Source organism: Paenibacillus larvae subsp. larvae (assembly GCF_002003265.1).
Lineage (GTDB): Bacteria > Bacillota > Bacilli > Paenibacillales > NBRC-103111 > Paenibacillus_H > Paenibacillus_H larvae.
The window spans coordinates 2,557,886-2,575,090 of record NZ_CP019687.1 but is presented as its reverse complement, the minus strand read 5'-3'; the positions used below and the strand labels follow the sequence as shown (position 1 = coordinate 2,575,090).

The window sequence follows — 17,205 nt, the reverse complement described above, 5'->3', positions numbered from 1 at the left end:
GTAAACGCTCACCAGTTGTTTTATGAAATGGATTCGGTTGTGTTTTTTATCCATTTTGCATTGCGTCCCCGGGAGAGGAGTTTTATGGCGTTTTCTTTCTGGAGACACTCAAACACTTTGTTAATTGTACTTTGTGACACATCAGCAAATACGGCTCGTATATCTTCTTTTGTAAAAGGTGCTTCCTGCTTCATAATATAAACTTTAATTTTATCACTTTTATTTTTTTTCATTTGATAATCGGCATCCAGCAATGTATAGGCTTCAAAAATAATATTAAGCAGACAATGTAAGATGAAGGTTATATTGTACTCTTGAAAATCCCAGTTGGCAGAAGATTTTTTTAGTGATTCAAAATATTCGGTTTTGTATTTTTTTATTAATTTATCTAATGAAATGTATTTCACCAAGGAATGTTTACTTTTCAAAAGCAAGAGATAAAGAAGCAGTCGGGCTATTCTTTCATTTCCATATTCAAAGGGAGAGATACAAATAAAATGGAAAATAAAATGGGCTATTAATATTAAAGGATCAATTACTCCTTCCTCTATTAAATCATTATATTCCCGGCATAATTGTTCCATGTATGTAGGTATTTTTACAGAAGATACTGGTTGATGACAACAAAAAAAAAGGCAATTTTAGTTGTGGATTATCGGGAATTACCGTTTCTTTCTTTCTCCATGTTCCGCTATCTGATGAAGCATATTTAAATAGCTGAAAATGAATTTCTAAAATAAAACTTGGCTGGATAGATATATGTTTAAATTTATTATGAATAAGGGTTAATGTATCATAGCAGCACAATATCTCGTCTTCTATAGCAGTTTTCGGCGCTTTGTTATAAGCAAACAGTTCTTTTAATCTTTTACCGGTTATTTTCAAGTGTTTATGCATCGTTAAAAAATCTTGTGTCTGTTGAATTTTTATTGCTTTATGCAGATTTTCCAAAATGCATGGAAATTCTTTTTCGTAAACTTCCAGCCATCCTTTATAATAATTAATTCTCCCGATCAAGCTTACCGTCTCTAAATTCAGTGATAAATTTTTGAACTTTTCGTTAAAAAAATACATTATTTTCCCCTCCTTTGACATTAAATTATACAATAATTCTGTTTTTTGTACCATTTTCTAACCTCCCGGCATCTTTAAAGAAAAGATTTTTGCATAAAATTAAAGAAAAAAAGTGCAATTCTGAATTTTTTGGCTTATTTTCTGCAAAAGTGTATTATAACGGTAGATAATACTTAGAAGAAATTTCTAAGTAGAATTTCTCATAATTGGATCACTCCTTTTCCAATTGAAGCCGCAGTTTATACCAACATTTTTTACCTGCAAGTTTAAGCGTTACTGCTTGACTTGTTATTGAAAGGGGGCCCGGCATCAAGAGCATACCCACACTTGTCTGCACCGAATTTGTCTTAAAATCGGGTTCTGGTTCAGAACTAGAAAGGAGGAAAAGATATGGACGGCAAGAGCCCTATCATTTCTATTAAAAACATGAATAAGTCATACGGCGATTACAAGGTTATTAAAGATTTACATTTAGACATATACGAAGGGGAGATTATAGGGTTATTAGGACCGAATGGGGCAGGAAAAACAACCCTTATATCTATATTATCGACACTGCTGCTGCCTGATGAAGGGGAAGGAGTAATTTGCGGGTACAATTTGCTCAAAAACCGGCACGAAATAAAAAAAGTTGTCAGTATTGTACCTCAAGATTTAGCCTTGTATCCTACTTTAACGGCATATGACAATCTATCCTTCTATGCGGATTTGTATGGCTTAAAAGGGAGCAGAAAAAAGAGCCAAATCATAAAAGCGCTTCAGTTAGCCCAATTAGAAGACTGGGCAAATAAGAGAATTGATTCTTTTTCAGGCGGAATGAAAAGACGGATTAACTTGGTGATTGGTTTGTTAAATGAGCCCAAAGTTGTCTTTTTAGATGAACCGACAGTCGGAATTGATCCCCAATCAAGAAATCATATTTTCAGCTGTATTCGCCATCTTGTAGACGATCTGGGCATTACCGTTATTTATACGACTCATTATATGGAAGAAGCAGAAACGCTCTGCGACCGGGTAGCCGTCTACGATAAAGGAGAGATTCTGGATTTAGATACTCCTAAAAACCTAATAAAAAAATATGGGGAAAATGATGTGGAGTTTGTCATGGAGGATACCTCCCTAAGCTTTATTGAAAAAGTGCAATCGATTGAAGAGGTCAAGTCTTTTACACAGATGGGTCAAAAAATCATGATTCAATGTGCAGACAGTTTTGCGGTCACACAAAAAGTAATGAGTCTTGCTCAGGAGGAGGAGGTCCAAATTGATTCCTTAAATGTGAAAAACTCCAATCTGGAACATGTCTTTTTACATCTGACCGGAAAAACATTGAGGGCTTGAATGGAAGAACAGCGGCATGTTCCCCGTAAGAAAGCCGGAAGAGGCGGATAGACGGGATGAACGGGATGAACAATTTCAACGGGTTCTCCGGCAATTTGAACTCCTCCATTACAGCCAAAGAATGGCATGGACCTGAACATAAGGGATAGGCATTACAAATATGGGGAGGGGATAAGATGAAATCTTGGTACATAGCCAAGAAAGATTTATTGATACTGCTAAAAGATATCCCTGGTCTTATCTATTTATTCATTACTCCAATCATTGTTATTGCTGTTGCAAGTTTTGCTTTATCGAATGTATTTGACAGCAAGACAGAGAAATTCAAAATTCCGATTGTTGTACAAGATCATGGCGAGTTAGCAGAGAAAGTCGTTAAAGAATTGAAAAATATACCGGCACTGGACATCCAAGAAACTTATAAAGCGGATGGCACAAATCAGCCGTATACCGAAGAAGAGGCAAAAAAAGAGGTTCAAACCAAAAAAGCCGCCATTATCATTCCGAAAGACTTTACACAACATGCCTATTCGGGCATGGAGACTAAAATTATCGTAATTGAAGATAAGGTGGACCGCATCATACCAAGCATTGTTTCGAATGCCGTTACCCAAATCATATCGGATTTGGAAAAAGGGATAGCGGATCAGCAGCAAGCCTCTGCACAAACGCAGTTGAATATGAAAGTAGAGTCGAAGGAATTAGCAGAGGAAAGTGAACATAAGCCCACTCCCTTTGAATCCAACGTACCGGGTTATGCGGTTATGTTTGTGCTTCTTGGAACAGCATCAGCAGCAGGTGCCTTTGTAGAAGAACGGGAGAATGGAACGTTAAGGAAAATTCTTACTTTACCCGTAAACTCCTTGTCCATCATTTTGGGGAAAATGTTATCTTGTTTTATTACGGCTATTGTTCAATGTGCCGTGCTGTTCAGTGTAGGCCATTTTGTATTTGGCATGTGGCTCGGAAAGAGCATTCTGGCATTAGCCCTATTAGTAGTTTGCACGGCATTTGCGTCCTCCAGTTTGGCTATTCTGCTGGCTTCCATCTGCAAGTCCAGATCACAGGCTAACGGGATTTCCATTTTAATCGTGTTATCGATGTCTGCCTTGGGCGGTTGATGGTGGCCGTTATATATCGAACCGGAATGGATGCAGAATTTGGCGCACATTACCATTACGGCCTGGGCAATGGGGGGATTTAACGACCTGTTAATTTACAATAAAGGATTTTCAGCTGTTCTGGGTTCAGCCGCTGCATTAATGGGCATGGGGATTTTGTTTTTATCCATATCTATACGGAAATTTCATGTTTCCGCCAAAAGCAGGTGAAGCAGTTGAATCCGGTAAAAGTTGAAATCAAAGTTCGGTTTGGAGAATGTGATTTTATGGGAGTCGCCCATCATTCCCATTACTTTCATTGGTTTGAACTGGGGAGATTTGAACTCCTGCAGAACTCAGAAATAGGAGGGTATATAAAACGGCAAGGATATTATTTTCCTGTCATTGATATAGGCTGCAAATACAGAAAGGGGGCCGTATTTAACGATATTGTTATTGTCGAGACTTATTTGAGAAATAAGAGTAAAGCTTATTTGGAATTTGATCATAAGCTGTTTAGAAAAAAAGGCCGTGTCCTATTGGCAGAAGGGTTTTCCAAGCATGTATTAACAACTGCGGAAGGCCAAATGTTATACCGGCTGCCGGAAAAACTGTTAAACATGGTTCAATTATTTTGCGAGGAGGGAGTTACATGATTGCTTTTATTTTTCCGGGTCAGGGATCACAAACCGTTGGTATGTGTAAAGGCTATTATGATAAGTTTCCTGAGATTTTCAATCCGTTATTTGAAGAGGCAAATGATACATTAGGATTTGATTTGAAAAAAATATGTTTATACGGCCCGATGGAACAATTAACTGAGACAAGTGTAGCACAGCCGGCTATTTTAACAGTGAGTACAGGGATATCCCGGGTTTTGGCATCCATGAATATAAGGGCATCGATGGTTGCGGGGCACAGTTTCGGACAATTCTCGGCTTTAGTAGAGGCTGGAGTATTACCATTCAATGACGCATTGCGCATTGTCCGTAAACGCGGACAAGCCATGAGCCAAGTGAAGATCCCGGGGTCCATGCTCGGGGTTGTGACAAATACACGCGAAAAGATTTTACAGATTATTGAGGAAGCCAAACCGTATCAAATTGACATCGGGGCCTATAATTCCCCGACACAGGTTGTATTTTCCGGTGCCAGTGCCAATGTGGAACAATTCCAGAAAGACATCTCCCAGCTACCGGGCGTAAAAGTAAGAATGCTGGCCACAAGTCAAGCATTCCATTCCCGCTTAATGAGCGAAATGGTTGCAGAGTTCATGGAGTATGTACATTCATTTCCTATGCAGCGGGCCCGTATTCCTATTATTCTTAACTGTTCGGCAGAAAAAACAGTTGATGAAGGGGCTATTTTGGAAGATATAAAGCTTCAGTGTACAGAAACCATTCTATGGGAGACAACTATAAATGCACTATTGGATGCCGGAATAGAACATTTTATAGAAGTAGGTCCGGGAAATACTTTAACAAAGCTATGCTGGTTATTCCAGCAGAATATATCCGTTTTTTCTACAGAAACCCCTATGAAGCTGAAGAAAATGGCCGAATTATGGAAAAAAGAATGGAAGGGGGAATGCACAGATGTTTAACGGGAATGAAGTAGCGCTGGTAATGGGAGGATCAAGGGGAATAGGGAAAGCGGTTACGAAGGATTTGGCCAGGTATGGGCTAACTGTCTATTTTACCTATCAAAGCAACCGGCATGCGGCCGAAGAAGTAGCGGAAGAAATAGGAAAAGAAGACGGTAAAGGAATTGCCGTTCAGGCAGATCTTTCCGACGAACAGTCTATTCATGATTTATTTCAACAGATTCACTCTCAGGAAAAAAGAATAGATATTGTTGTAAATAATGCGGGTGTGACCAACGATGGATTTGCGGCGATAATGAGCAAGGAAAAATGGAGCGGCGTGCTGGATGTAAATTTAACGGGGACATTCTTATCGTGCCGCCAGGCATTAAAAATCATGATGAGACAAAGAAGCGGGGTTATTTTAAACGTAACCTCCACAAGCGGAATAGCGGGAGCAAAAGGACAGAGCAATTATTCCGCTTCCAAAGGAGGTATTATTTCATTAACAAAAACCTTGGCATTGGAAGCTGCAGAATACGGTATCCGCGTCAATGCTGTTGCACCCGGATATATTAAAACGGATATGATCAAAAGCATGAATCAGCAAGTTTTGCAGCAAATGCTCAAGTTTGTTCCGCTTGGACGAATGGGGGAGCCTGAGGAAGTGGCATACTTAACCACATTTTTATGTTCAAATTATGCAAGCTATATTACAGGAAAAGTATATACGATCGACGGCGGGCTGATTCACTCTTAATGTACTTCCCGATAATAACAAATTGTATAAATCTATCAATTTCATATCGGATGGATATTTAAGTTATGAAATTGATTCAATCTTTGAGGAAATTTAAATAAGCTAAAGAGAGGTATAGAGACATGCTAACGTATGAAAAAACAAAAACCCAAGCTGAAGAAAGAAAACAACTAACCCATAGAATTAAAGAAATTATTATAAACCGCTTAGATTTGAATATTGAACCGCACCTTATTACGGATGACCAGCCATTATTCGGAAGAGGATTAGGAATAGATTCACTGGATGCATTAGAGCTTTTACTGGCTATCGAAGAAGAGTTTGGAATAGCTTTGTATGATGAAAATATGGTAGTGCTGGGTTCTATTAATAAAATTGCAGATTTCATTGAAGAAAACAAGGAGGGTTGATGTGGAGTGAGGCCAGTTTTAACCGCAGATCAAATTCGGGATTTATTGCCCCACAGGTGGGCGTTTCTTTTACTGGATAAAGTCATTGAATTGGAACCGGGAAAACGGGGAGTAGGCATTAAAAATGTGACCATTAGCGAACCTTTCTTTGAAGGCCATTTTCCGAAAGAATCGATTATGCCGGGAGCTCTCATTATTGAAGCTTTAGCTCAAATGACAGCGGTTGTTTATGTAACAGGGGAATTGGAGAAAAACGGCAGTCAAATGAATGGCGAAAAGTTGGAAGTAGACCCGAGTTCATATGTAGGATATTTAGTATCTCTACGCAATATGAAATTTTTAAAACCCGTTGTACCCGGAGATCAACTGCAATTACATGTTCAAATAGGACGGTCATTAGGATTCATTTCCCAAGTGGAAGTTCAGGCGTACGTGGAAAATAAGAAAGTGGCGGAAGGAAGCATTCAAGTATCTAAAAGGGCTGAACCGGTATGATTTCTAATGAGCCTATCGGCATTCGCGAATGTACAGAGAGTGACAGTTACCGTTTGGCGCAATTTTACAATAAGTATCAGTACGGGCCTGTCCAGTACGGGTATCCGTTAACTGAGCAGGATATCAAACAGCTGTTTCAAGAACGGAAAATCAATTTATATCTTGCAGCAGAGTATAAAGGGGACATCATTGCAACGTTATTATTCTCGAATTTGTCAAGCCAAAGAGCGGCGGAACCGGATGCAACATGGGCCGGATACTTTTTAATTCACCCGGAGTTTCGTTCGGGAAGTATTCCGGACAAATTTTTTACCTATGCTATCCGGAGACTGATTCAGCAAGGTATCCAATACATTGATACGGAAGTGAACCCGGAAGATAAGCTGGCCATGTCTCTCTATAAACGGGTTGGGCTCTATCAGACCAGCAGGTCTTACATAAATTACGACGGCTATTTAAATCTACGAAGTTATTTGCCGTATCTAATCCGTTATTTTTTGCAAGCTTTCCAACCGGCCGATCAGGAAGCCTTGGTATCAAGGGGATGGAAGACGGTCAAACCGGTACAGTCCATGCGGAATCTTAACAGTAATGCCATATTGGAAAATGGTATTGAAACGGTCAAGTATTCCATTGATCTTGGTTCAAGAGAGGTAAATGGCTGGATTGATGTAAAAAGCCAAAAAATGACAAAGGTAAAAACGAAGCATGTTTTCTTTACAAGCTGCATCAAGGAAGGCAACGATCTGACAGCAGGACAGGAAGTGTATGTCCGGTACGTGTTTCAGCATCACTTTAAAGAAGCTGTCACAGCCGGCATCTCGGCATTTTTGGGTAAACAAACCATCTCGGAAACAAACCGATCCTTTTATCCGGATCAGCTATATGAATGGGAAGATGTAGTCCAATTAACCGAAACCTTTGAAGGTGAACTGGTTACAAAGTTAAACACAAAGGATTTTCAACTGGATATCTTTTTTGGAGTAACCGTTAAAGCTCCTTTGGAAGTGTATGTGAAGGAACCGCCCAAATTATTAAGCGGCAAGGAAAGTATCTGCCCTGTCACCGTAAAAAATAATTCCGGCGAAAATTTGATGTATACATTGCAAGTTCAGTCTGATAATCCAAAAGTATTGGATGCGGCGGTTTTGGAACCAGCTGAAGAGTTTGTTGTTGAATCCGGCTCAAAAGTCATGCATGAACTCGAATTAAACGCCCGAACTAAAGGAGTTGCCAACCTGCTGATTTCTGCCGCGGGCCGGCAAAACAACGATTCGGATAAGGCAAGTATACAAGTTCCCGTCCATACAAACGGGCACTGCAACACATACGAGGATGACCAGCATCTGATCCTGGAAAGCATGTATATAAGTGCTAAAGTAAATAAAAAAACAGGATGTATGTATCTGTATGATTTTAAAACAGGACAGCTGTTAGCTCAAGAAGCCTGGCCGGATCTGGATTATCCCTTTTGTAATGGCGTGAAAGAACCGAAGCTGAATGATCTTATATGGGTCAAGCATTCGGAAGACAGTGTTCACATCTTTCACCAGCAGACAGGCTTGAAACGACATATCTCCTTTTTCTCGGAAAAAACATTGAAAATAGAAGATTATGCCGAATCAGGAGAAAGAATAAAGATCTATCCCTGGTGCATGCTTTATGCCGCTCAGATGACCGTGCCTTTGAAAACGCAGGATATAAAGTTTCCTATGATCTACGGGGAAAAACCGTTTTCCTTGCATGACTTTGAATATGTGAATGGTTTTGATTTACCTGCTCAAAACGAAGAATACCGGATGAACTATACCGTATTCGAAGAGCAAAATAAGACAGTAGGAATGATGTGGGAAGGAACGGCAGAACGTGTATTATACGGGTTAAGATGGATGCCCGCACTGATATTTGGGAAGGGCCCGAATGACAAATATATGAGCAAAACCCATTATTATACGGTTGAAGAAAAGGTAGAAGAAGTATACGCGAATATAGTAAAGAGTAAACATGTACCCGCTCTGCCGTCAGGTGCAGCCGCCATTTGGGTAGAGGAAAAAATCATCCATACGGAAGAAGAGCAGCATTATATTATTCAAAATAACAGGTTTGATATAAAAATTGGGAAGCGGCAGGGGGCAATTACCAATGTTGCTTATAAAGACAAAGAGATTGGAAAAGCAAAGCCTTCATTGGACGGATGTATTTTTTTGCCGGGTTTAATGATTCCTGATAATATTCCGTATTCATTCAATGATAAAGGTCTGGTTTTTCAATCCATGTCAGAACACCCCCGGGTTCAAGACATACAAATTACTGATAAAAATCTGAAAGGCCATGTTCTAAAACTGCTTTCCTGCGACATGGGAACTTGGCAAGTTGAATATTTAACGGGTTATCCTCTTCCGGTACTGCAAGTCAATATGAAAAAAACAAAAGATGATAAACATTTTGTTTTTCACTTTTTCTGGGGACGGCAGGGAAAATCGTATATAAAAAAAATGTATGGTTGGCAAAATGGAAAACAAATCGTTATTTTACCGAAAAATCAAAATAGAAAAATATACTTGGACAGTAAAATGACTATCGAATTAGCTAATAGATTATATGTGACTATTTTCGTTACATCGTCCAATACAAAACTGGCTGTTTATGAATGGTTTAAAAAAGGAATACAAATCGGACTGTTTACATGTGAAGAGGGGGAAAATCTGCAATTTCATTTCGCCGTTGGAGAAACGCTGCAGGAGAGTATTTATTTTTCACAAATGCTACTATATAAGTTGAATCAATATTCTTAGCAAACCTTGGCAAGGAAAAAGGAACCATTTGTCGAATAAGAAACAGATCAAGAATAGACAAGTGGGGATGACAATGGATAAACATACCGAACTGGCAAAAGTAACGGCAGCCATGCAACAAACCAAAGAGCGCCGAATGTATGAACGCTACCAAGCGATCTATTTGCATTTGAAAGGCACATCCATGAAGGCGATCGCTGACATTTTGAATCGAAACCGAATGACGGTGAGCAGTTACATTCATACGTACGAGAACGGTGGACTGGGAGCCTTGCAAATCAAGCATTCCTCAGGTGCTCCTACTCGGTTGACGAAGCAGCAGCAGGATCGCTTGAAACAAACCGTCGCCTATTCGGTTCCCCATGAGGTCGGCTTTACGGCAAAGCACAACTGGACGCTTGAACTGATTGCCACGTACGTGGAACGCGAATGGGGCCATTGCTATTCGCTCCGAGGCATTTCCAAGGTCATGGAGCGGCTAGGGCTCAGCTATACGAAACCGACCTACACGCTCGCAGCAGCAGATCCCAAGAAACAACGCCATTTCACCGAAACGACCTTTCCTGAACTGAAAAAAAGCTACTGAACGAGGAGATTGATCACTTGCTGTTCGAGGATGAGTCGATGATCCGGGACTACCAGGCGATTCAGAAGACCTGGTTCCTTCGCGGGAAGCAACGCATCATTCCAACCACGGGCAAGCATCGTGGGGTCAAACTGCTGGCCACGGTTGACTATGAAACGGGACACATCGTTTGGCAAGAAGATGAACAGTACACCGCTGAAACGTTTCTTTCCTTTCTTCAAAAGGTCATGGCGACTTATCCAACAGGGAAACTGGCTCTGGTTTTGGACAATGCCCGGATTCATCATGCAAAGCTGCTTCGGCCGTTTCTGGAAGCGCAAAAAAATCGGCTTGAGCTTGTGTACTTGCCTCCATACAGCCCTCAGTTAAATATCGTAGAAGGACTCTGGAAATGGCTCAAGTCCAGTGTGATCAATAACGTATTCTATTCGGCCGTTTCCGAAATCCGTCTGCGTGTCGGGCAATTTATGGATGAAATCATGAAGCATCCTCATGCCATTATTGACCGGCTGTGCGTGCGACTTTGATTGCTATTTTCTTTCGTTCAACTTATATAATAAGTTTGGATTCATTAAACCCTCCTCTAAGGCGAGGATTCACCCACATCTGAAGGTGGCGTGATGAATCGTCTTTTTTTGTTATCAAGATCCAAGGATTGTATTCCATTTCTACCAAAATGTCCAAACAAAACTGTGAAAGATTCATAGAATATAGCAATCAACTATGAGAGGAGGGGAAAATGTTGCCGACTTATTTAGACGCTCAGATCTCTCAAAACTCAGGATCATTTGGAGCTCCGCTGACTCTTGTTACCAGTATTCCAGTCTTATTTGGAACGTTGGGGTTAATCACAGCAGGTGCAGGAGCGAATTTGCGTGTACAATTTAAATCCACCGTTACAATAGGTGCGATTGTTACTGTTGCTTCATCCGTTATCATTCAAATTGTCAGAGGAGTGGGCGGACCAGGAGTAGGAACGACTGTTTATACAGCGATCCATACTTTACCTCTGCTCGGTGATGCCACTTTTAGCACAGAAGTCATCACAATTACTGGTTCCGACTTCCTGCCTCCGAATCCTGGCTTCTTGACTTATCAGGCTTTTGTCAGCGTAACTGGTATAGCTGTAGCAACTCGCGTAGGTCCCGAAAGCTTCAATGCTCTTGCGGTTTCCGATTAAATTCAAATAATCCCAAGGCCCCTTTTCTTGGGGTTATTTGCTTTCTTTCATCTGTACAGAATATGTCCAGCCCGCCGAAGCTTATATTCAGCCGTATATCCTCATTTGGACCGAATTTCAAAAGATCGTAATTATGGCGTAGGATTTTTAGCAAATAAGGTAGCCCATGCCGGGACGGCAAGCCGAAGGCTCTGGGTTTTACAAAAAGGTTTTATGATAAACAGCTACTGTGAAAAAATAAGGTCAAGTAGACTGAAACTAACCTAGTTTGAGGAGAATTTAACTACTATGACAACAAAAGAAAGTTGGTAACGAAATTGCTGCAGTACTTCCCGTACAGCCACGAGGTGCGCACGATGTAGTAGTTGTCGCAGATCACCTGGACGAATTTCTCTCCGTGCAGTTTGGAGCTGCGGTATACGCTGAGCGGATTCGTACAGTCCGATTCGGCATAGATGCCTTCTTTTTTCCTGTCGAAAACATAGTCCGTGCTGATAAAGACCAGCCTCGCATCCGCCTTCTTTGCGGCAAGCGTGACACTACGGGAGCCAACGAATTGATCATATATGTGGTCTCCGGGTCCCGCTCTGCCTGATCAACCTGAGTATAGGCAGCCGCATGAATGACGATGTCGGGGCGTGCCCCCGCGATCGTCTCGCTCACCGCCTGCATGCTCGTCACATCCAACTGGGACCGGGTCAACGCGGCGATGTCATGTTTCGGACCAAGTACGCCACCAGATCTTTGCCATGCTGTCCTCCCGCTCCGGTAATGACGATTCTCATCCGACGTGCCCTCCCGTCCCGGCCTGATTAGTCTGACGGTAAGTCCCATCCAGTATGCTTTGCTACCATGCCGCGTGGCTCACGTACCATTGCACGGTTTGCACAATGCCGTGTTCAAACCGGCATGCCGGATTCCACCCGAGCTGCGAGCGGATTTTACCCGAATCGATCCCATAACGCCGGTCATGCCCCAACCGGTCAGGGACAAACTCGATCAGCGAGGCCGGCTTGCCCAGCTCCTGCAAAATGCGGTGAACGAGCTCCAGGTTCGTTTTTTTCGTTGCTGCCCCCGACGTTGTATATCTCCCCCGGAACCCCCGCCTCAATCACCCTCTCGACCGCGGAACATTGGTCGTGTACATGCAGCCAATCGCGCACGTTCAGGCCGTCGCCGTATACGGGAAGCGGCTAGCCTGGGTGATGAGGGTCGGAATCAGCCTCTCCGGAAACTGGAAAGGTCCGTAGTTATTCGAGCAGCGGGTGACGATCACGGGGAAGCCGTACGTTTCGAAGTACGCGCGGGCAAGCAGATCCGCCCCCGCCTTGCTTGCCGAGTAAGGACTGTTGGGCTCAAGCGGCGTCGTCTCCGTAAAGAGCCCCTCCGGCCCAAGCGTACCGTACACCTCGTCGGTGGAAATTTGAATAAACCGGGTGACGCCCTGCCGTTGTGCTGCTTCCAGCAGCACTTGCGTGCCAAGAACATTTGTTCTGACGAAGCTTTGCGGGTCCGCAATGCTGCGGTCAACGTGGGATTTTGGCGGCAAAATGCACGACCGTATCGATCTGCGCTTCTGCCATCACCTTGGCGACAAAGTCCGCATCGGCAATATCACCGCAAACGAAACGATAGTGCGGCCCCTCTTCCAGATCGGCCAGGGTTACGCATATTGCCCGCATAGGTCAGCAGATCGAGATTGACGACGATATCCGCAGGATGGCGCTCCCGCCAGTAACGCACGAAATTGCTGCCAATGAACCCCATCCGGCCGGTTACAAGGACCCGCCTCATGGCGTGGCCTCCCCTGCCATTCTTTGGGCAGCCTCCCTGAACGAAAGGTGGGTTCCCGCATCGATCCACCATCCTCTCAGAATGTCGTAGGAGAGCATGCCGCAGGCCGCATACATATTGTTCACGTCGGTAATTTCCATTTCGCCTCTCGCGGAAGGCCGGACCGTTCGGATGATGTCAAACACCCCGGCGCCGTATATATAGATGCCGGTCACGCAGTAGGACGATTTCGGCAATTCCGGCTTCTCCTCAATCCGCACAATGCGCGAGCCGTCCATGACCGGCACTCCGTACCTGCGGGGTTCTTCAACTTCTTTTAAGAACACGCGGGCTTGCTCGGGCTGCTCCCTGAAGCGGGCGAATTCCTCCGTCAGCGAGTCTTCGAACAGGTTGTCGCCGAGAAGTACAACGAATTTTTCCCCGGGATTAACGAAGCCCTCCGCCAAGGCAAGAGCCTGAGCGATGCCTCCCGGCTCTTCCTGCACTTTAAACGACATACGGACGTTCCACTCCCGGCCGCTGCCGATATAGTCCATAAACAACCCGCCGGAATGTTTTCCTGTAACGAGCAATATATCACGGATTCCCGCCTCGGCCATTTTGGAAATTGCATAATGAATCATCGGGTAAGGACCGACAGGCAAGAGATGCTTATTAAGAAACCGGGTCATCGGCTTTAGCCGGGTACCTGATCCTCCGGCAAGAATAACTCCTTTCATCAAGCGGCCGCCCCTTTCTGCACAATGGTTGGCATATTTTTTTACCATAGTTAAATGATATGCTCCATTGACAGAAGCTCATGGACGCTTATCGCATAAGGCGAAAAAATTGGCTCATGTCCTTGCTGGCGTGGCGGCGGGAACACTTCGCATACCGGGTCCCCCACTTGCTGACAAATTCAGCCAAAAACGCCGAATATAGATGAGTGTTTGGCACGACACGAATTTAAGACGTACGGAGAAACCTACCGGGCTGTTGGCGGGTACATTCGGTCTTACAACGAGCAACGAATTCATTCGAGCATTTGTGATCTTTCTCCATATGAGTTTTACGACAAAAACCAAATTCAATCCATCTCAATTAAGACTGTCGGGCATAAATTGCAACCTTGAGAAAAGTGATGATTAAGATAGTATGTGTCCAAAATAAATAATGATCCCAAGTAAAAAAAATTTATACAACAGGGTAACAAACAATAGATATAAAGGCCAATCGTGTGACTTTAAAGTGGAATCGTTCTGAAAGTAATGTTGGCATAAAAGGGTACTGCTTTCTTATCTTTTTTCATCAACTCTGAATAAAAATACATGGGGAAAGGATGAGAAAAATGAGTAAATCATGAGGGGACCATGTAAGTTTTCTGATAAAACTCCCCCCATATTTGTAAAAATAGTTCGTTCAAACTATTGATACCACTAGTTTTTTCCCTTTCCTCAGCTTTTTCTCAGAAGCTTTTTTTCCATATTATAGTTATTTATTTTTGGTAGATACATATGATAGTTTGTAGAGCAAATAGAGAGCCCGCAATCCGGGCATATGAATAAATGTCGAAACCTATTTTGGAACGGAAAATAGAAATCGATCATAGAATGAATCTACTTCATCAAAAAACTACTGTTGATCGTTTAATAGACCAGTTTAGATGGAAGTCTGGGCTATTCGAGAAATGGAGCTATCTTAACAAAAGGAGTAAACTAGTATGAAGCACGTGAAAACATGTATTGCCAGTGCAACTGCCTTGCTGACTTTGGTTGGATTTACGGCTCCCACTAGCGCACAGATGACGGAAGGAGCCAAAGTGACCCAAATTACCCAATCCTATCAGGATGTGCTTGGTTCCTACGCGATAAACCCCGGAAAAGAATTTCAAGAGTTAATTAAAGGACAAGCTTCTACCACGGCTGACCATGATACGGTGGTTTTGGAGGAAGATGATACATTATGGAATGTCTCCAACCGTCTGGGGGTAGATGCTTTGGAGCTTATGGCTATTAATATAGACGCCGACCCATTAAAACTGACCAAGGGCATGGAATTGAAGGTACCTAAAAAGGTAGAAATGGCCTCACAGGAGACGGCGGAACCAGCAACTGATTCTAAACCGGAGCAACCCTCCCAGCAAAACCAGCAAGCTCCGCAGCAAACTTCTAAACCTGCCAAACCGGCAGCCAAAACAGAAGCTGTCAAACCTGAAGCGAAGACACCTAATAACAAGGAAACAGCTGCGAGCGGCAACTCGTTGACCACTGCTTCAGGCAAGACAGTAAATTACAGCAAAATGGTGAACATGAAAGCTACCGCTTATTCCGGTGATCCCAGTGAAAACGGTCCATGGGGTGGTGTTGATTCTTTCGGCAACAAGCTGACTTTGGGTACTATTGCGGTTGATCCTAAAGTTATTCCGCTAGGTTCAACGGTATACATTACAGGCTATTCTTTCCCGGGACTTCCTGCTAAAGGAATGATCGCCAAAGCTGTCGATACAGGCAGTGCGATTAAAGGGAATAAAATCGATATTTACATCCCGGGTTCAAAAAAACACGTAAATAATTTTGGGGTTCAGCAAATCCAATTGTATGTTTTAAAATAAATAAAGGGAAAAGGTTTTGCTTCCGGCCCTGTTCATTCCAGGAAATTTGAAAGATACTGTATCGTGATTTCCCGGAATGAAAGGCACCCGCTAACGCTCTCCAGCTAAAACCTTTTCCCCCGTAACAATGAATGCAAAGGCTTTGCCGGCAGTAAGAAAGGGACTTCCCGTAAATTGGGGAGTCCCTTTCATTGAGCAGACAAAGTATGCAAAGGGAAAAGATTTTTGCTTCGGCGCTATTCGTTCCGGAATATCTGAAAAGAAATTGGGTCGTTATTTCCTGGAATGATATTTTTCTATTTATTACCGGGAAGAGGGTATATTCAGAAGTTCCGGTACGGTAACAAATCGATATCCTTCGGCCGCAAGTTTCTCAATAAGCTGGGGAAGTGCCTTTACAGAGCCGGACAAATCATGATTTGCATTCCCTGCCCCGCAATGTTGGAGGACAATAGCCCCCGGGTGTCTGTGACTCCATATATTTGTCAAAACCTGTTCTGACGAAAGTCCCTTCCAATCGAGGGAATCAATATCCCAGTTTGTGACCAGATAATTTTTGGAAGCCGCCCAAACAAGCTGCTCTTCATTAATGGCACCATAGGGAGGGCGGAAACACTTAGGTAAATAACCGGTTAAATTGAGTAAAATTTGTTCCGCTGATTCTACCTGCTGCTGGAATTGCCGGAGACTCATTTTGGTCAGAAGAGGATGGGAATAAGAATGATTGCCTACCGTATGCCCCTCTTTGACAATACGTTTTACAATATCGGGATTCGCCTTGGCCTTGTTTCCAACTAAATAAAAAGTTGCATGTACCCTATATTTTTTCAGGATATCCAAAACCTGAACCGTAAAATGGCGGTCAGGCCCGTCATCAAAAGTAAGGGCTATGTTTTTTTGCCTGGACGGGCCGCTGAGAATGAATGTTTCTGCATACTTTCGCCTCAATTCCCCCAAAGATAGCTTTTTTTGCTGGGCAGATTGTTTACCGGATCGTTTCCCCGCTTTATCCGATTGTTTTTGTACCGGCAGCGACGGCTTATTAGTTTCATGCCTCTCTCCCTTAGGTTTTGGAGTCGGCTTCGGAACAGGCGAAACCGGAAGAGTAGGGACGGGAATCGGACCGGGCGGATATTTGTCAAGGACGGGGGTGTATTTGGTTTGCTGTTCGGTCCATTCCTGCATTATATCCTGGGATTTTGTACCGGCAGGTGGCTGTACGGATTTAGAAGGAGAACTGGAAGGCATGCATCCGGTGGCTATAAACGTCAATAAAATGACACAAATCCAAACAATACCAGGTTTACTTTCCATTAGAAACCGCCTCCGTTCTAAGATTTTAATGAGAATAGTTTTTGTAAGCGGAATCTTTTTTATGCGGACCGAGCCAATGAATCAATTTCATAACTCAGAATTCAATCCGAACGGTTACAAGAAGTAGTTAAATCTGAACCGTATTCATCTATATCTTGTCTATTAAGCGCTCACCAGTTGTATTATG

Annotated in this window: 17 protein-coding genes and 2 pseudogenes; 13 read left to right on the top strand and 6 right to left on the bottom strand. The window is 42.9% G+C overall.

Going from position 1 to position 17,205, the window contains the following annotated elements:
- Nucleotides 1–20 precede the first annotated feature (20 nt).
- Both BXP28_RS24325 and BXP28_RS24320 read right to left on the bottom strand, forming a co-directional pair.
- Nucleotides 21–584 carry a Fic family protein gene (locus BXP28_RS24325; protein WP_235430718.1) on the bottom strand — a complete coding sequence of 188 codons (564 nt, stop codon included), beginning with the start codon at nucleotides 582–584 and terminating at the stop codon, nucleotides 21–23.
- Nucleotides 559–1,128: a hypothetical protein gene (locus BXP28_RS24320; RefSeq protein ID WP_023484480.1), complete on the bottom strand. Its 570-nt coding sequence runs from the start codon at nucleotides 1,126–1,128 to the stop codon at nucleotides 559–561. The genes BXP28_RS24325 and BXP28_RS24320 overlap by 26 nt, the downstream gene beginning before the upstream one ends.
- A gap of 336 nt (nucleotides 1,129–1,464) precedes the next feature.
- Between BXP28_RS24320 and BXP28_RS13400 the strand changes: the two genes are divergently transcribed.
- The 11 genes from BXP28_RS13400 (at nucleotide 1,465) to BXP28_RS13355 (ending at nucleotide 11,320) form a co-directional block, all read left to right on the top strand.
- On the top strand, nucleotides 1,465–2,412 hold the full coding sequence (locus BXP28_RS13400; RefSeq protein ID WP_023484171.1) for an ABC transporter ATP-binding protein: 948 nt from the start codon (nucleotides 1,465–1,467) through the stop codon (nucleotides 2,410–2,412).
- A gap of 176 nt (nucleotides 2,413–2,588) precedes the next feature.
- On the top strand, nucleotides 2,589–3,533 hold the full coding sequence (locus tag BXP28_RS13395) for an ABC transporter permease (protein ID WP_023484172.1): 945 nt from the start codon (nucleotides 2,589–2,591) through the stop codon (nucleotides 3,531–3,533).
- A gap of 39 nt (nucleotides 3,534–3,572) precedes the next feature.
- Nucleotides 3,573–3,743 (top strand): hypothetical protein, encoded by a 171-nt coding sequence (locus tag BXP28_RS24315; protein ID WP_235430717.1) that lies wholly within the window; start codon nucleotides 3,573–3,575, stop codon nucleotides 3,741–3,743.
- A 5-nt stretch (nucleotides 3,744–3,748) separates the two neighbouring features.
- The gene (locus BXP28_RS13390) at nucleotides 3,749–4,168 is read left to right on the top strand and encodes an acyl-CoA thioesterase (protein WP_036655264.1); all 420 of its coding nucleotides are present in this window, start codon (nucleotides 3,749–3,751) and stop codon (nucleotides 4,166–4,168) included.
- On the top strand, nucleotides 4,165–5,115 hold the full coding sequence (locus BXP28_RS13385; RefSeq protein ID WP_023484174.1) for an ACP S-malonyltransferase: 951 nt from the start codon (nucleotides 4,165–4,167) through the stop codon (nucleotides 5,113–5,115). Before BXP28_RS13390 ends, BXP28_RS13385 begins: the two co-directional genes overlap by 4 nt.
- Nucleotides 5,108–5,854, top strand: coding sequence for a 3-oxoacyl-ACP reductase FabG (gene fabG / locus BXP28_RS13380; protein WP_077585085.1), 747 nt, complete (start codon nucleotides 5,108–5,110; stop codon nucleotides 5,852–5,854). The genes BXP28_RS13385 and fabG overlap by 8 nt, the downstream gene beginning before the upstream one ends.
- A 122-nt stretch (nucleotides 5,855–5,976) precedes the next feature.
- Nucleotides 5,977–6,264 (top strand): phosphopantetheine-binding protein, encoded by a 288-nt coding sequence (locus BXP28_RS13375; RefSeq protein ID WP_024093465.1) that lies wholly within the window; start codon nucleotides 5,977–5,979, stop codon nucleotides 6,262–6,264.
- Between the two features lie 6 nt (nucleotides 6,265–6,270).
- Nucleotides 6,271–6,759: a 3-hydroxyacyl-ACP dehydratase FabZ gene (gene fabZ / locus BXP28_RS13370; RefSeq protein ID WP_036655262.1), complete on the top strand. Its 489-nt coding sequence runs from the start codon at nucleotides 6,271–6,273 to the stop codon at nucleotides 6,757–6,759.
- Entirely contained in the window at nucleotides 6,756–9,554 is a 2,799-nt protein-coding gene (locus tag BXP28_RS13365) for a GNAT family N-acetyltransferase (protein WP_023484177.1), read from the top strand. The genes fabZ and BXP28_RS13365 overlap by 4 nt, the downstream gene beginning before the upstream one ends.
- Before the next feature lie 67 nt (nucleotides 9,555–9,621).
- A protein-coding gene (locus tag BXP28_RS13360; protein ID WP_104932612.1) for an IS630 family transposase occupies nucleotides 9,622–10,667 on the top strand; the annotation gives its coding sequence in 2 pieces (ribosomal slippage) (nucleotides 9,622–10,125 and nucleotides 10,128–10,667; 1,044 coding nt in all).
- A 212-nt stretch (nucleotides 10,668–10,879) separates the two neighbouring features.
- Nucleotides 10,880–11,320: a hypothetical protein gene (locus tag BXP28_RS13355; protein ID WP_023484069.1), complete on the top strand. Its 441-nt coding sequence runs from the start codon at nucleotides 10,880–10,882 to the stop codon at nucleotides 11,318–11,320.
- Between the two features lie 286 nt (nucleotides 11,321–11,606).
- Here BXP28_RS13355 and BXP28_RS25170 read toward each other — a convergent pair.
- The 3 genes and pseudogenes from BXP28_RS25170 to BXP28_RS13335 all read right to left on the bottom strand — a co-directional run bounded on the left by BXP28_RS25170 (nucleotide 11,607) and on the right by BXP28_RS13335 (nucleotide 13,833).
- Nucleotides 11,607–11,992 (bottom strand): annotated as a pseudogene (locus BXP28_RS25170) (SDR family oxidoreductase).
- 175 nt (nucleotides 11,993–12,167) lie between these two features.
- Nucleotides 12,168–13,114 (bottom strand): annotated as a pseudogene (gene rfbB / locus BXP28_RS13340) (dTDP-glucose 4,6-dehydratase).
- Entirely contained in the window at nucleotides 13,111–13,833 is a 723-nt protein-coding gene (locus BXP28_RS13335; protein ID WP_036657096.1) for a sugar phosphate nucleotidyltransferase, read from the bottom strand. The pseudogene rfbB and the gene BXP28_RS13335 overlap by 4 nt, the downstream one beginning before the upstream one ends.
- Nucleotides 13,834–14,043: 210 nt before the next feature.
- On the opposite strand from BXP28_RS13335, the gene BXP28_RS25165 reads away from it, so the two are divergent.
- Both BXP28_RS25165 and BXP28_RS13325 read left to right on the top strand, forming a co-directional pair.
- Nucleotides 14,044–14,226: an IS3 family transposase gene (locus BXP28_RS25165; RefSeq protein WP_158225756.1), complete on the top strand. Its 183-nt coding sequence runs from the start codon at nucleotides 14,044–14,046 to the stop codon at nucleotides 14,224–14,226.
- Nucleotides 14,227–14,813: 587 nt separating this feature from the next.
- On the top strand, nucleotides 14,814–15,704 hold the full coding sequence (locus BXP28_RS13325; RefSeq protein WP_051427936.1) for a 3D domain-containing protein: 891 nt from the start codon (nucleotides 14,814–14,816) through the stop codon (nucleotides 15,702–15,704).
- Between the two features lie 303 nt (nucleotides 15,705–16,007).
- Here BXP28_RS13325 and BXP28_RS13320 read toward each other — a convergent pair whose 3' ends face one another.
- Nucleotides 16,008–17,018, bottom strand: coding sequence for a polysaccharide deacetylase family protein (locus BXP28_RS13320; protein ID WP_024093325.1), 1,011 nt, complete (start codon nucleotides 17,016–17,018; stop codon nucleotides 16,008–16,010).
- Between the last annotated feature and the right edge of the window lie 187 nt (nucleotides 17,019–17,205).